This window comes from Streptomyces sp. NPDC058576, from assembly GCF_042718715.1.
Classification (GTDB): Bacteria; Actinomycetota; Actinomycetes; order Streptomycetales; family Streptomycetaceae; genus Streptomyces.
In genome coordinates this window covers 1-13,312 of record NZ_JBHXPF010000107.1, presented here as the reverse complement: position 1 = coordinate 13,312, position 13,312 = coordinate 1, and the positions used below count along the sequence as shown (strand labels likewise).

Genomic DNA, 13,312 nt, shown 5'->3' with positions numbered 1-13,312 from the left:
CTATCAGACGCTTTCCAGTGTCTGACTCCCGGTCGAAGCGGGCCGTGCAGTTTCGCTTTCCAGGTTCTTCGCTTTCGCGTTTTCCCTTTCCGGCGGTTCCAACTTTACCAGACTCTTTTCCGTTCCGTTTCCGGTCCGAATTCGATTTCCGGTGGCCTGTGGAGGGCCTTGCCTTTCGGCGCGTTCACTACGTTAGCCGATTCCCCCGGCAGCTCATAATCGAGCCGATAAGGCGAATTACGGGCGCGCCGAATTCGCACCCGCCAGGGTGAGTCGTAGGTAGTGGTTTGGCCGCTTCGAGTGGCTCGGTCCGGTCCGATGGACTGTGCCGAGAGCTGTACCCGTGTCAAGCGGCTCGGACTACATTAGGCGTCCGCCGAGGGTGCGTCAAGTTGCCTTGCTGCTCGGCCGACGACGCGGTGCGTGGGCTCGGTACGGGCTCACCGTGGGGTCCCCCTCGATCCAGAAGCGCCATGGCTGGTGGGCGCCGTCGCCGCCCACCCCTGTACGGGGGCCGTTGCGTACGAGGTCACGGGGCGGCGGGGTGCCGTGCAGGATGGACAGGGCCGGGGCTGGGCCGCCGAAGAGATCGCTGCCGTTCAGGTCGCGGTCGACGTCGAGGGCGCTGGCCAGGCGGGCCGGGCCTTTGGCCAGTTCCTTGTCATTGCGGGCCGAGATGCGTCGGTCGCGGGCCAGGCCGGCGCCGACGTTGATCTCGCCGGCCCGGAGCAGGACACCGCCGGCATGGCCGTCCGGGCCGCAGACCAGGTTGAGGCAGTGCCACATCCCGTACGTGAAGTAGACGTACGTGTGACCGGGCGGGCCGAACATCACGCTGTTACGGGGCGTTCGGCCGCGGAAGGCGTGCGAGCCGGGGTCGGCCTCGCCCGCGTACGCCTCCACCTCGGTCAGACGCAGCTCGATCGTGCCCGTCGCCTCCCGGCGTACGAGCGTGCGTCCCAGCAGGTCCGGGGCGACCTCCAGGACGTCGCGGTCGAAGAAGTCCCGCGTCAGTGGAGTGCGGTCCAGGCTTTTGGTCATGGCGTCCGAGGGTACTGGGATCCTTCCGACGGGAACCGGCTACCGTCATGGCGCGTATGTAGGGGTCAGGACCAAGAAGGAGTGACTATGGGCTTCAAGCGGCTGCTCGCGAGCATGGGTGCCGGCGGTGCCTCGGTGGAGACCGAGCTCACCGAGGTGAACGTCGTCCCCGGTGGGGTCGTCCAGGGCGAGGTGCGGATCCAGGGCGGTTCGGTCGCCCAGCAGATCGAGGGACTCAACGTCGGGCTCCAGGCGCGGGTCGAGGTCGAGGGCGGGGACCAGGAGACCAAGCAGGACATCGAGTTCACCAAGCAGAACCTCGGCGGCACCTTCGAGGTGCAGGCCGGCGCGGTGCACGTGGTGCCGTTCGGCCTGGAGATCCCGTGGGAGACCCCGATCACGATGTTCGGCGGCCAGCAGCTGCGCGGGATGAACATCGGGGTGACCACCGAGCTGGAGATCGCCCGCGCGCTGGACTCCGGTGACCTGGACCCGATCAACGTGCACCCGCTGCCGGCGCAGGAGGCCATCCTGAACGCCTTCGGTCAGCTGGGCTTCGGCTTCCGCAGCGCGGACATGGAGCGCGGTCACATCCGCGGCACCCGCCAGCGGCTGCCGTTCTACCAGGAGATCGAGTTCATCCCGCCGACGCAGTACCGCGGTCTGCACCAGGTGGAGCTGACGTTCGTCGCCGACGACCGCGAGATGGACGTCATCCTGGAGATGGACAAGAAGCCGGGGCTGTTCAGCGAGGGCAGCGACTCCTACCGCGCGTTCAAGGTGGGGCTCCACGACTACCAGTCGACCGACTGGGCGGCGTACCTCAACCAGTGGCTCGCCCAGGTCGGCGGCCAGCGCAACTGGCTCTAGGCGGCGGTACGCCCTCCGGAAACGGGGGCGGTGCGCCCCCTACAGTCGGGGAAGAAGGCAGACGAACCGATCAGGAGAGGTGCGAGACGTGACCGAGCCGAAGAGGGCCCCGCTGCCGCACGACTTCCATCCGGAGGTTCCGGCGTTCACCGTGGTGAGCGACGACCTCGCGCCGGGAGCCGTACTGGGCGACGCCCAGGTGCTTGCGGGTGGGAACACTTCGCCGCAGCTGCGGTGGGAGGGGTTTCCCGAGGGGACGAAGAGCTTCGCCGTGACGTGTTTCGACCCGGACGCGCCGACGGGCAGCGGGTTCTGGCACTGGACGCTCTTCGACATCCCGGTGTCGGTGACGGAGTTGCCCGCCGGTGCGGGCAGCGGGGAGTTCAAGGGGCTGCCGCAGGGTGCCCTTCAGGCCCGTAACGACTACGGGGCGAAGGAGTTCGGCGGTGCCGCGCCGCCGGCCGGGGAGAACCACCGGTATGTGTTCACCGTGTACGCGGTCGACGCCGAGAAGCTCGGGATCGACAGCGACACCTCGCCCGCGGTGGTCGGATTCAACCTTCGGTTCCACACGCTGGGGCGTGCGCGGCTGATCGGTGAGTACGAGGCTCCCGCCGGCGATTAGTTCGCCTGTTGTTTGCCCTGCTCTGGTCCTGGAGAGATCAGAGCAGGGCATTTTTTATTGCGTTGTCCATCGCGGCCTGCCCAGCCAGAGTTGATCCGGGCCTGCCAGGGGGCGGGCGGCACACGGGAGGTGGGCAGGATGCGTGACACGCTGGTTCTCAACGCGAGCTTCGAGCCGCTGTCGACAGTGACGCTCAACCGTGCGGTGGTCCTGATCCTGACGGACAAGGCCGTCGTCGAGCAGTCGCATCCCGAGCTCCGTATGCGTGGTGCCGCCGTGGACATTCCGGCGCCCCGGGTGATCAGGCTCTGCCGGTACGTACGGGTGCCGTTCCGAAGACAGGCTCCGTGGTCCAGGAGGGGCGTGCTGATCAGGGACCAGCACCGGTGCGCGTACTGCGGGCGGCGTGCGTCCACCGTCGACCACGTGGTGCCGCGTGCCCAGGGCGGGCAGGACACCTGGCTGAACACGGTCGCCTCCTGCGCCGAGGACAACCACCGCAAGGCGGCCCGGACACCGGATCAGGCGGGGATGCCGCTGCTGAAGCAGCCGTTCGTGCCTTCGCCCGCCGAGGCGATGCTGCTGGCGATGGGGGCCGGCGACCGCTCGGCGCTCCCCGAGTGGCTGGACCGGGCAGCGGCGGCGTAGTCGGCGTACGCCTGGTGACGTAGTGGTGGGCCCGTCCCTGTGAGGGGCGGGCCCACGTGTGTCAGCGGAGCAGCAGCTGGACGATGGCCACGGTGCCGACGGCCACGATGAGGGCACGCAGCACGGTGGGGCTGAGGCGGCGGCCGACCTTGGCTCCGATCTGCCCGCCGATGGCGGAGCCGACCGCGATCAGGACGACGGCCGTCCAGTCGAAGTGGGCGACGAAGAGGAAGAACAGCGCGGCGATGCTGTTGACGATGGCGGCCAGGACGTTCTTGACGGCGTTGAGGCGCTGGATGGTGTCGTCGAGCAGCATGCCCATGAGGGAGAGGTAGATGATCCCCTGGGCGGCGGTGAAGTAGCCGCCGTAGACGCTGGCGAGCATCAGGCCGACGAACAGGAGCGGGCCGCCGTCGGTGCGGGCCACGGTGCCGGTGTGTTCGCGGCGGCGCTGGACGGCTTTGCTGATGCGTGGTTGCAGGATCACCAGGACGAGTGCCAGGGCGACCAGGACCGGGACGATCGTCTCGAAGGCCGTGGAGGGCAGGGCGAGCAGGAGCGTGGCTCCGGTGAGGCCGCCGATGGCGGCTCCGATGCCCAGCCTGATGATCCGGCGGCGCTGGCCGGCCAGTTCCTTGCGGTAGCCGATGGCTCCGCTGATGGAGCCGGGGATGAGGCCCAGCGCGTTGGAGACCGTCGCGGTGACCGGGGGGAGGCCGGTGGCGAGCAGGACGGGGAAGGTGATCAGGGTGCCCGAGCCGACGATCGTGTTGATCGTGCCCGCTCCGACTCCGGCCGCGAAGACGGCGAGTATTTCCCAGATGGACAACGCCATCTCCTTCGGTGGTCAGTGACGCCTCCCCGCCATGAAGGTCGGGGGGCCTCACCGATCATGCACGAAGGGGCTTGCGGGTCAGGAGACCGGGGGTTCCTCGCGTCGTTCCACCGCGGGGGCCGGGATGCCGCCCCTGGCGCCCCCGCCGTTGCCGTTTCCGCCGTCGCCGCCGGTGTTGAAGCCGGGCATGCCGCCGCCGAGGTTTCCGAAGGCTCCGCTGAGGCCCTTCAGGGCGTCCCCGATCTCGCTGGGCACGATCCAGAGCTTGTTGGCGTCACCCTCGGCGATCTTCGGGAGCATCTGGAGGTACTGGTACGAGAGGAGCTTCTGGTCCGGGTCTCCGGCGTGGATGGCCTCGAAGACCGTGCGGACAGCCTGGGCTTCGCCCTCGGCGCGCAGGGCGGCGGCCTTGGCCTCGCCCTCGGCGCGCAGGATCGCGGACTGCTTCTCGCCCTCGGCGGTGAGGATCTGGGACTGGCGGATGCCCTCGGCGGTGAGGATCGCGGCGCGCTTGTCGCGGTCGGCGCGCATCTGCTTCTCCATCGAGTCCTGGATGGAGGTGGGCGGCTCGATCGCCTTGAGTTCGACGCGGTTGACGCGGATGCCCCACTTGCCGGTCGCCTCGTCGAGGACTCCGCGCAGGGCCGCGTTGATCTCCTCGCGGGAGGTGAGGGTCCGCTCCAGGTCCATGCCGCCGATGATGTTGCGGAGGGTGGTGACGGTGAGCTGCTCGATCGCCTGGATGTAGCTGGCGACTTCGTAGGTCGCGGCGCGGGCGTCGGTCACCTGGTAGTAGATGACGGTGTCGATGTTGACGACCAGGTTGTCCTGGGTGATCACCGGCTGCGGCGGGAAGGGCACGACCTGTTCACGGAGGTCGATCCGGTTGCGGATCGAGTCGATGAACGGGACGACGATGTTCAGGCCCGCGTTCAGGGTGCGGGTGTAGCGGCCGAAGCGCTCGACGATGGCGGCGCTGGCCTGCGGGATGACCTGAATCGTCTTGATCAGGGCGATGAAGACGAGCACCACCAGAATGATCAGAACGATGATGATCGGTTGCATCGTGTCTCTCGTGCCCTTCGGTTGGCCGGTGGATCGCGGTGATCGGGGTCGGTCCTCAGGTGCGGGTGGAGGTCGGCGAGTGGTGAGCCGGGCCGGGTTCGCATGATGATCGACATGATCGACTTCGAGTCTGGCAGAACTGGGCCCGCCCCGTGCACGCTTCGGTCACATGACGACGGCCGTCGCTCCGTCGATCTCGATGACATCGACCTGAGTGCCGGGCTCGAAGACCTGGTCGGCGGCGTAGGAGCGGGCCGACCAGATCTCTCCGGCGAGCTTGATGCGGCCCCCGTCGGCCGACACCCGTTCCAGCACGGCCGCCTGACGGCCCTTCAGGGCGTCGATGCCGCTGGCCTGCCCGGCCTGTCCGGCCCGGTGTCTGGCGGCGATCGGGCGCACGACGGCGATCAGTGCGACCGAGACCAGGACGAAGACCAGGACCTGGGCGACGATTCCGCCGCCCAGGGCGGCGACGGCCGATGCGGCCACCGCCCCGACGGCGAACATGCCGAATTCGGGCATCGCGGTCAGGACGAGGGGGATGCCCAGTCCCACCGCGCCGATCAGCCACCACACCCATGCGTCGATGTCCACATGGTCATCGTAGGACTGTCGGTGCGTCACCGACAGGGCGCACGGGGGTCAACTGCGGGGTGCAGCCGGCCGATCGGGGGGAGACGGTCCTGCCGATCGGGGTTCGAGGGGCCTGTCGATCGGGGTTCGAGCGGCCTGTCGCGGCGGCCGCGGTCGGTCAGGAGAGCGGGAGGCCGTGGGCGGTGTAGCGGTCGCCGGTGTGCTCGACGATGAGCGGGAGGCCGAAGCAGAGGGAGAGGTTGCGGGAGCTGAGCTCGGTCTCCATGGGGCCGGCGGCGAGGATCTTGCCCTGGCGGATCATGAGGACGTGGGTGAAGCCGGGCGCGATCTCCTCGACATGGTGGGTGACCATGATCATGGAGGGGGCGAACGGGTCGCGGGCGAGGCGGCCGAGGCGGCGGACGAGGTCCTCGCGCCCACCGAGGTCGAGTCCGGCGGCGGGCTCGTCCAGGAGCAGCAGTTCGGGGTCGGTCATCATGGCGCGGGCGATGAGCGTGCGCTTGCGCTCTCCTTCGGAGAGCGTGCCGAACTTGCGGTCCAGGTACTCGGTCATGCCGAGGCGGTCGAGGAAGGCGCGGGCGCGCTCCTCGTCGACGGCTTCGTAGTTCTCGTGCCAGGTGGCGGTCATGCCGTACGCGGCGGTGAGGACCGTCTGCAGCACCGTCTGGCGCTTGGGCAGCTTGTCGGCCATCGCGACGCCCGCCATGCCGATGCGGGGGCGGAGCTCGAAGACGTCGGTGCCGACGCCACCGAGCTGTTCGCCGAGGATCGTGGCCGTTCCCGTGCTCGGGAAGAGGTAGCTGGAGGCGAGGTTGAGGAGGGTCGTCTTGCCGGCGCCGTTGGGGCCCAGGATGACCCAGCGCTCCCCCTCCTTGACCGACCAGGAGACGTCGTCCACCAGAGCGCGTCCGTCCCGGACCACGGATACGTCCACCAGCTCCAGTACATCGCTCATGGCGCGTTGTCTCCCCAAGCAGTCTCGTCGATCGTCGCGTGCCGGTGGGCACGGCTCCCAGGGAAAACCTACGCCACCGCGCGAGTGCTTCGGGCGTGAGGTCCGCACCCCGGGCTTCGCCCGGACGTTCCCTAGGCTGTGGGCATGCTTGTCGAACCACGTTCAGGGTTGTTGGCCGCTTGGGGAAACGCGCTTCTGGCGGGACTCGTCTCGCCGGACGAAGCGGCCCTCGCGATTGTCGGGGAGGACGCGGTGCACCGCGTCGAGGGGTTGCCGGGTGAGGCGGGGCCGGTCGGGCTCACGCTGGCGCTCGGCCGGCTGAGGGGTCTGGGGGCGACCGGTTTCCGGGTCGCGCTGCCGGTGCCGGGGCATCCGCTCGGGCTGAGCGGTCCGCCGGACTTCAACGCGCGGGCGCTGGAGGCGGAGGAGGCGGTGGTCGCGTACGGGGTGCCGTACGGGCTGGTGCCGGAGGTGACGGAAGTCGGGCCGGAGGGGGATCTGCACGTCGAGGTGGTGTGGCGGGTGCTGCCGGTGCGGGAGGCGCCGCCGGCGGATGTGCCGTCGCTGGGCGAGGCCGAGCGGGAGCTGGCGGAGGCGTTGCGGGATGCGACGGCGGTGCTGTCGCGGCTGGACGTGGCCGGTTCCGGGCCGGTGGCGGAGGCGGCGGTGGACGCGTACCGGGCGCGGGCGGAGCGGAGTCGGGGGCGCGAGGTGCTGGCGCCCGGGTATCCGCCGCGTGCGGTGCGGGTGCTGGAGATGGCGCAGCGGGTGGGGCTGCTGGTCTCGGTGGCGTACGAGAACGGGCACGGCGGTGCGGTGAGCTCGTCGGAGATCGCGGCGCGGGGGGAGGCGTTGCGGCCGGTGGAGCGGGTGGCTCGGCGGGCGTTGGTGGCGGCGTACAACGCGTATGTGGAGGGCGGGGAGGTTCGGCGGTAGGCCCGCGGGCCTTTGTCCTCAAGCGCCGGACGGGCTCGGTTGGGTGCCGGGCGGGCTCGATTGGGTGCCCCGGGCGAGGAGCCCGATTGGGCGCGGGGACTCCGGCGCCACGGTTCCGTCCTCAAACGCCGGACGGGCTGGAGTCGGTGCCGGTCGAGCTGGGGTGGGTGCCGGGCGGGCTGGCTATGGGTGTGGCGAAAGCCGGACGGTCCCTGGGCGTGTGGAGGGGCGTCCGGCTTTCGTGGTGGGGCTGGGTCAGTGGTTCAGGCCGAGGTTGCCGAAGGCCGGGTTGAGCAGGCCCACCACGTTGACCGTGTTGCCGACCACGTTCACCGGGACGGCTACGGGCACCTGCACGAGGTTGCCGCTGGCGACGCCCGGGGAGCCGACGGCCACCCCGTGGGCGTCGGCACCGCTGTGGCCGGTGGCGGAGGCGGCACCGGCGCCGGCGGCGATGAGCCCGCCCGCGATCATGGTCACGGCGGCGGCCTTCTTCAGGTTCTTCACTTCAGGATCCTCCTAGAAAGGCTGCGGCAAGCTGCCGCAGCACGTCCTGGAGAACGCCGGGCGGCCCGGAAGGATGCGCCGTACGGGTGACATACACCCGACAGTATGAATCTCAGTCCGGACGGGAACCGCCGCCCCGGAGGCGTCAGCCCGCGGCTCCGTGGCGTACCGCCCACAACGCCGCCTGGGTCCGGTCGGCCAGGTCGAGCTTCATCAGGATGTTCGACACATGCGTCTTGACCGTCTTCTCGGAGAGGACGAGCGCCCGGGCGATCTCCCGGTTCGAACGGCCGTCCGCGATGAGGCCGAGGACCTCGCGTTCCCGCTCGGTGAGCGTGCTCCCCCGGCCCGTGCCGGTGCCCGCGTCGTCCTGGGCGAGGAGCGCTCCGGCGACCTCCGGCTGGAGCAGGACGTGTCCGGCGTGGACGGAGCGGATGGCGCCGGCCAGGGCGTCCGGGTCGACGTCCTTGTAGACGTAACCGGAGGCTCCCGCGCGCAGGGCGGGGACCACCGTGCGCTGTTCGGTGAAGCTGGTGACGATGAGGACCTTGGCGGGGTTGTCGAGCTCCCGGAGCCGGCGCAGCGCCTCGATGCCGTCGGTGCCGGGCATCTTGATGTCCATCAGCACGACGTCGGGGCGGAGCTCCTCGGTCCGGGCCACGCCCTCCGCTCCGTCGGACGCCTCGCCGACGACCTCTATGTCCTCCTGGATCTCCAGGAACGTCCGCAGTCCGCGGCGGACCACCTGATGGTCGTCGACCAGCAGCACCCTGATGATCTTGTCAGCCACCGGGGACCTCCATCTCGATCGTGGCGCCCTTGCCGGGCTCCGAGGCAACGGTGAGTCGGCCGCCGACGCTGTTCGCCCGGTGGCGCATGGAGACCAGGCCCAGGTGGCGGCCCGCCCGCCGGACGGCGGTGGGGTCGAAGCCGTCCCCGTCGTCGGTGACGCGCAGGACGGTGGCGGTGCCGCGCCGTGCCAGGGTGACGCTCACGCGCTCCGCCCCGGAGTGGCGCAGGGCGTTGTGGAGGGCTTCCTGGGCGACCCGGAGCAGCGCTTCCTCCTGGGCGGCGGGCAGCGCGCGCACTCCGCAGCTCTCGAAGGCGACGTCGGCGGTGTGCGCCCGGTCCAGGACCTGGATCTGGGTGCGGAGGGTGGCGATCAGCCCGTCCTCGTCGAGGGCGGCGGGGCGCAGCTCCACGACGGCGGCGCGCAGTTCGTCGACGGCTTCGGCGGCGAGGGCGGCGACCTGCTGGAGCTCGCCCTTGGCGCGGGCGGGGTCGCGGTCGACGAGGGCGGTGGCGGCCTGGGCGGTGAGGCGGAGCGAGAACAGCTTCTGGCTGACCGCGTCGTGCAGCTCGTGGGCGAGGCGGGAGCGTTCCTCGGCGATGGTCAGCTCACGGCTGCGTTCGTAGAGGCGGGCGTTGGTGAGGGCGATCGCGGCGTGCTGGGCGAGGATCGAGAGCAGTTCCTCGTCCTCGGCGGTGAAGCCGCAGCCGCCCTCGGGCTTGGGGCACATCTTGTTGGCGAGGAACAGCGCGCCGATGATCTCGTCGCCGTCCGTGATGGGCAGGCCGAGGAAGTCGGACATGTCGGGGTGGGCGTCGGGCCAGCCGCCGAAGCGGGGGTCCTCACGGACGTCCGCGAGGCGTTCGGGCTTCGCCTGGTGGAGCATCGCGGCGAGGACGCCGTGCTGGCGGGGCAGCGGGCCGATGGCCTTCCACTGTTCGTCGCTGACGCCGTCGACCACGAACTGGGCGAAGCCGCCGTGGTCGTCCGGGACGCCGAGGGCCGCGTACTGGGCGTCGAGCAGCTCACGGGCGGAGGCGACGATCGTCTTCAGGACGTCGCCCACTTCGAGGTGCCGGCTCATGGCGAGCAGCGCGGCACTCACCGCGGCGAGGCCCGACGGTGGGCGATGACTCATGGGATCACCGTACCGGCGGGGGCCGGGCGGCCGTATCGGGCGCGGGTCGGTGCTCGGCGTGCGGGGTCCTAGGTCCGGGCGGCGGGGCTCCTCGGCCGTAGGTCGTAGGACTGCTCGGGACCTACGCCGAAGTGCCGGGTACGGGTGCGGCTCCCGGGCGAGGCGCGGTGCGGCGGGGGCTTCCTACGGTGAGATCGCCGGGGTCTCCCGGCGGACGCCGAGGGCACGAAGGGGACGGTCACCATGCCGGTCGCGATGATCACGGGTGGTTCGAAGGGGCTGGGCCGGGCGCTGGCGGGGGCGCTGGCCGGGGAGGGCTGGGACCTGGTGCTGAACGCCCGGACCGCCGGGGTGCTGGAGGAGACGGCGCGGGAGCTGCGTGGGCGGTACGGGACACGGGTGGTGGCGGTTCCGGGGGACGTCACGGACGGGGGGCACCGGGCGGATCTGGTGGCGGCCGCCGGGGCGCTGGGCGGTCTCGATCTGTTGGTGAGCAACGCGAGCGCGCTGGGCGCCCAGCCGCTGGTCCGGCTGGACGAGCTGCCGTTGGACGGGCTGCGGCGGGCGCTGGAGACCAATGTGGTGGCGGCGCTCGGTCTCGTGCAGGAGGCGTTGCCGTCGCTGCGGGCCTCGGAGGCGGGGGCGGTGGTGGTGGTCAGCTCGGACGCGGCCGCGGAGCCGTACCCGACGTGGGGCGGTTACGGGGCGTCGAAGGCGGCGCTGGACCAGCTGGCGGCGGTGCTGGGCGAGGAGGAACCGGGGCTGCGGGTGTGGGCCGTCGACCCCGGCGACATGGCGACGGATCTGTACGCCGCGGCGGTCCCGGAGGACGCGGACGAGGTGCGGCCGACGCCGGAGAGCGTGGCGCCCGCGTTCCTGCGGCTGGTGCGCGAGCGGCCGGCCGGCGGACGGTACGCCGCTCCGGCCCTGCTGGAGGGGCCGGCGGGGCGGGACGGGGGTCCCCGGTGATCGCGCGGGGACGGGGCGCGGGCGGGGTGGGGACGGATGGAGCCGCGCGGGAGCGGCGCGTGGCCGACGCCGCCTTCTCCACGCTGGGGTCGGGCGGGGCGGGAGAGGGGGCCGCGGCAACAGCCGCCGAGGGCGTCACGGCCCTGGAGGCGTTGCGGGTGCCGGATGCCCTGTCGGCGCGGGTGCCGGCCGAGCAGCGGGGTGCGGGGCGTGACGACGTACGGCTGCTCGTGTCGCGGGGGCGGGCGGTCGCGCACCATGCGTTCCGGGAGCTGCCCGGGCAGCTGCGGGCCGGGGACGTGCTGGTGGTGAACACGTCCATGACGTTGCCCGCCGCGGTGAACGGGCGGATGGGCGGGGAGCGGGTCGTCGTGCACTTCTCGACGCGGGGTGCGGACGGGCGGTGGGCGGTGGAGCTGCGGGCCCCCGCGGGGGCAGGGGTCACCGGGCCGCGGCCCGGTGGTCCGGCGGGGGCGGTGGTGCGGCTGCCGGGCGGGCGGGCCCTGGTACTGGAGGAGCCGCTGGGGCCCGCGGCCGGTGCCCGGCTGTGGTGGGCGCGGGTCCCGGAGCCGGTGCCGGAGCTGTTGCGGCGCTACGGGCGGCCGATCCGCTACGGGTACACGGATCGGGATCAGCCGCTGGCCGCGTATCGGACGGTGTTCGCGGTGCCCTCGGCGGACGGCAGCGGTTCGGCGGAGATGCCGAGTGCCGCGCGGCCCTTCACGGTCGCGCTGGTGGCGGAGCTGGTGCGCCGGGGGGTGCTGTTCGCTCCGCTGTCCCTGCATACGGGGGTGGCGTCGGCGGAGGCGCACGAGCCGCCGTACCCGGAGCGGTTCGCGGTACCGGCGGCGACGGCGTGGCTGGTGAACGCCGTGCGGGCGGCGCGGAGCGCGGACCGTGCGGCGGGCGGGCGGGTGATCGCGGTGGGGACGACGGCCGTGCGGGCGCTGGAGTCGGCGGCGGGGGCGGACGGGGTGGTCCGGCCGGTCGAGGGGTGGACGGACCTGGTGGTGACGCCGCGGCGGGGCGTGCGGGTGGTGGACGGGCTGCTGACCGGGCTGCACGAGCCCCAGGCCTCGCATCTGCTGATGCTGGAGGCGGTGGCGGGGCGCGAGGCGCTGCGCCGCGGGTACGAGGCGGCGCTCCAGGAGCGGTACCTCTGGCATGAGTTCGGGGACGTCCACCTCATCCTGCCGGATGAGGAGGGTAACGCTCCGGATTGCTTCAGCAACGAGTGGTGAGGCTGTTACCTCGCCGATGTGAGCCCAGGCATAGGGCCCACGTCACTTACGAACGTACCTAGTGGGCAGATAAGGGTGATTTGAGCAGGCCTGGCCCGGGGTCATTTCGGGCGAACTGGACCCTGTTCCACTACCCACCTTCGTACGTCACACCTTTGCCACACGATTTTGCTGCCGCTAAGAATTGCTCTCGTCCCCGACGGAGGTGCGCATCACCGCCTCCGGTCTCGTCCTCCGTGAGGACACCTGAGCAATTCGAAGAGGTAGCCCTACATGTCTGCGACTCGCATTCCCCGTCGTCTCCGTCGTCTGAACAAGGTCCAGAAGATCTCCGTGGCCGGTGTGTCGGCCCTGGGCGTCGCCGCCCTGACCTTCTCGCTCGTCCCGTCGAACGCCGATGCCGAGATTGCCCCGCAGGCGGCAGCCGCCGCCGCTCCCGTGGCCTTCACCAACGCCGCGGGGTCCGCACAGGCCAAGACCGTGCAGAACAGCATGATCGAGCAGCACTCCACCGCCGAGAAGCTCGTGAAGGCCGCCGACGCCGCCAAGGCGAAGGCAGCCGCCGAGACCAAGGCCAAGGCCGCGAAGGCGAAGGCCGCGTCCGAGGCGAAGGACAAGGCAGCCGCCGAGGCGAAGGACAAGGCCGAGAAGGCCGCCAAGGCCAAGGCGGACGCGAAGAAGCGCGCGTCCGAGAAGGCCAACCGCTCCACGCCGCGCAAGCCCGTCTACGCCAACAACCTGGACGGCTGGATCCGCGAGGCCATGTCGATCATGAAGAAGGAAGGCATCCCCGGCTCCTACGACGGGATCCACCGGAACATCATCCGGGAGTCCAGCGGTAACCGCTGGGCCATCAACAACTGGGACATCAACGCCCAGAACGGCATCCCGTCCAAGGGCCTGCTCCAGGTGATCCAGCCGACCTTCGACCGCTACCACGTCGCGGGCACCAAGAAGGACCTGTACGACCCGGTCGCCAACATCGTCGCCGCCTGCAACTACGCGGCCGACCGCTACGGCTCCATGGACAACGTCGACAGCGCGTACTGAGCCGGCTGAAGCCGGACACGACGAGGCCGAGGCCGGCACCCCGCGGGG

General features: G+C 71.0%; 15 protein-coding genes. 7 read left to right on the top strand and 8 right to left on the bottom strand.

The features are described from left to right. Positions 1-387: 387 nt before the first annotated feature. The gene (locus tag ACFWRV_RS35855; protein ID WP_384340305.1) at positions 388-1,041 is read right to left on the bottom strand and encodes a DNA-3-methyladenine glycosylase; all 654 of its coding nucleotides are present in this window, start codon (positions 1,039-1,041) and stop codon (positions 388-390) included. Positions 1,042-1,128: 87 nt separating this feature from the next. On the opposite strand from ACFWRV_RS35855, the gene ACFWRV_RS35850 reads away from it, so the two are divergent. From ACFWRV_RS35850 to ACFWRV_RS35840, 3 genes are all read left to right on the top strand, one after another. After that, the gene (locus ACFWRV_RS35850; RefSeq protein WP_384340303.1) at positions 1,129-1,911 is read left to right on the top strand and encodes a sporulation protein; all 783 of its coding nucleotides are present in this window, start codon (positions 1,129-1,131) and stop codon (positions 1,909-1,911) included. 88 nt (positions 1,912-1,999) lie between these two features. Further along, positions 2,000-2,536, top strand: coding sequence for a YbhB/YbcL family Raf kinase inhibitor-like protein (locus ACFWRV_RS35845; protein WP_384340301.1), 537 nt, complete (start codon positions 2,000-2,002; stop codon positions 2,534-2,536). Positions 2,537-2,674: 138 nt separating this feature from the next. Further along, positions 2,675-3,184 carry an HNH endonuclease gene (locus tag ACFWRV_RS35840; RefSeq protein ID WP_384340299.1) on the top strand — a complete coding sequence of 170 codons (510 nt, stop codon included), beginning with the start codon at positions 2,675-2,677 and terminating at the stop codon, positions 3,182-3,184. A 61-nt stretch (positions 3,185-3,245) separates the two neighbouring features. On the opposite strand, the gene ACFWRV_RS35835 is transcribed toward ACFWRV_RS35840, so the two are convergent. The 4 genes from ACFWRV_RS35835 to ACFWRV_RS35820 all read right to left on the bottom strand — a co-directional run bounded on the left by ACFWRV_RS35835 (position 3,246) and on the right by ACFWRV_RS35820 (position 6,633). Continuing rightward, complete coding sequence (locus ACFWRV_RS35835) at positions 3,246-4,019, bottom strand: sulfite exporter TauE/SafE family protein (RefSeq protein WP_384340297.1); 774 nt, start codon at positions 4,017-4,019, stop codon at positions 3,246-3,248. A 78-nt stretch (positions 4,020-4,097) separates the two neighbouring features. Then, positions 4,098-5,084, bottom strand: coding sequence for an SPFH domain-containing protein (locus ACFWRV_RS35830; RefSeq protein ID WP_384340295.1), 987 nt, complete (start codon positions 5,082-5,084; stop codon positions 4,098-4,100). Positions 5,085-5,249: 165 nt separating this feature from the next. After that, the gene (locus ACFWRV_RS35825) at positions 5,250-5,678 is read right to left on the bottom strand and encodes an NfeD family protein (RefSeq protein WP_384340294.1); all 429 of its coding nucleotides are present in this window, start codon (positions 5,676-5,678) and stop codon (positions 5,250-5,252) included. Between the two features lie 157 nt (positions 5,679-5,835). After that, on the bottom strand, positions 5,836-6,633 hold the full coding sequence (locus tag ACFWRV_RS35820) for an ABC transporter ATP-binding protein (protein ID WP_047175963.1): 798 nt from the start codon (positions 6,631-6,633) through the stop codon (positions 5,836-5,838). Between the two features lie 144 nt (positions 6,634-6,777). On the opposite strand from ACFWRV_RS35820, the gene ACFWRV_RS35815 reads away from it, so the two are divergent. After that, a complete protein-coding gene (locus ACFWRV_RS35815; RefSeq protein ID WP_384340291.1) occupies positions 6,778-7,569 on the top strand; it encodes a hypothetical protein in 792 nt (263 codons plus the stop codon). A gap of 255 nt (positions 7,570-7,824) precedes the next feature. Here the strand turns inward: ACFWRV_RS35815 and ACFWRV_RS35810 are convergent, their stop codons facing one another. The 3 genes from ACFWRV_RS35810 to ACFWRV_RS35800 form a co-directional block, all read right to left on the bottom strand. Then, complete coding sequence (locus ACFWRV_RS35810; protein ID WP_384340289.1) at positions 7,825-8,076, bottom strand: chaplin family protein; 252 nt, start codon at positions 8,074-8,076, stop codon at positions 7,825-7,827. Between the two features lie 145 nt (positions 8,077-8,221). Continuing rightward, positions 8,222-8,866: a response regulator transcription factor gene (locus tag ACFWRV_RS35805; RefSeq protein WP_356569172.1), complete on the bottom strand. Its 645-nt coding sequence runs from the start codon at positions 8,864-8,866 to the stop codon at positions 8,222-8,224. Next, the gene (locus ACFWRV_RS35800) at positions 8,859-10,004 is read right to left on the bottom strand and encodes a GAF domain-containing sensor histidine kinase (protein ID WP_384340287.1); all 1,146 of its coding nucleotides are present in this window, start codon (positions 10,002-10,004) and stop codon (positions 8,859-8,861) included. The genes ACFWRV_RS35805 and ACFWRV_RS35800 overlap by 8 nt, the downstream gene beginning before the upstream one ends. Before the next feature lie 243 nt (positions 10,005-10,247). Here ACFWRV_RS35800 and ACFWRV_RS35795 point away from each other — a divergent pair, with 243 nt between their 5' ends. From ACFWRV_RS35795 to ACFWRV_RS35785, 3 genes are all read left to right on the top strand, one after another. Then, positions 10,248-10,973 (top strand): SDR family NAD(P)-dependent oxidoreductase, encoded by a 726-nt coding sequence (locus ACFWRV_RS35795; protein WP_384340285.1) that lies wholly within the window; start codon positions 10,248-10,250, stop codon positions 10,971-10,973. Positions 10,974-11,032: 59 nt separating this feature from the next. Further along, on the top strand, positions 11,033-12,214 hold the full coding sequence (locus ACFWRV_RS35790) for an S-adenosylmethionine:tRNA ribosyltransferase-isomerase (RefSeq protein WP_384340284.1): 1,182 nt from the start codon (positions 11,033-11,035) through the stop codon (positions 12,212-12,214). A 273-nt stretch (positions 12,215-12,487) separates the two neighbouring features. After that, on the top strand, positions 12,488-13,264 hold the full coding sequence (locus ACFWRV_RS35785) for a transglycosylase SLT domain-containing protein (protein WP_384340282.1): 777 nt from the start codon (positions 12,488-12,490) through the stop codon (positions 13,262-13,264). Positions 13,265-13,312 lie beyond the last annotated feature (48 nt).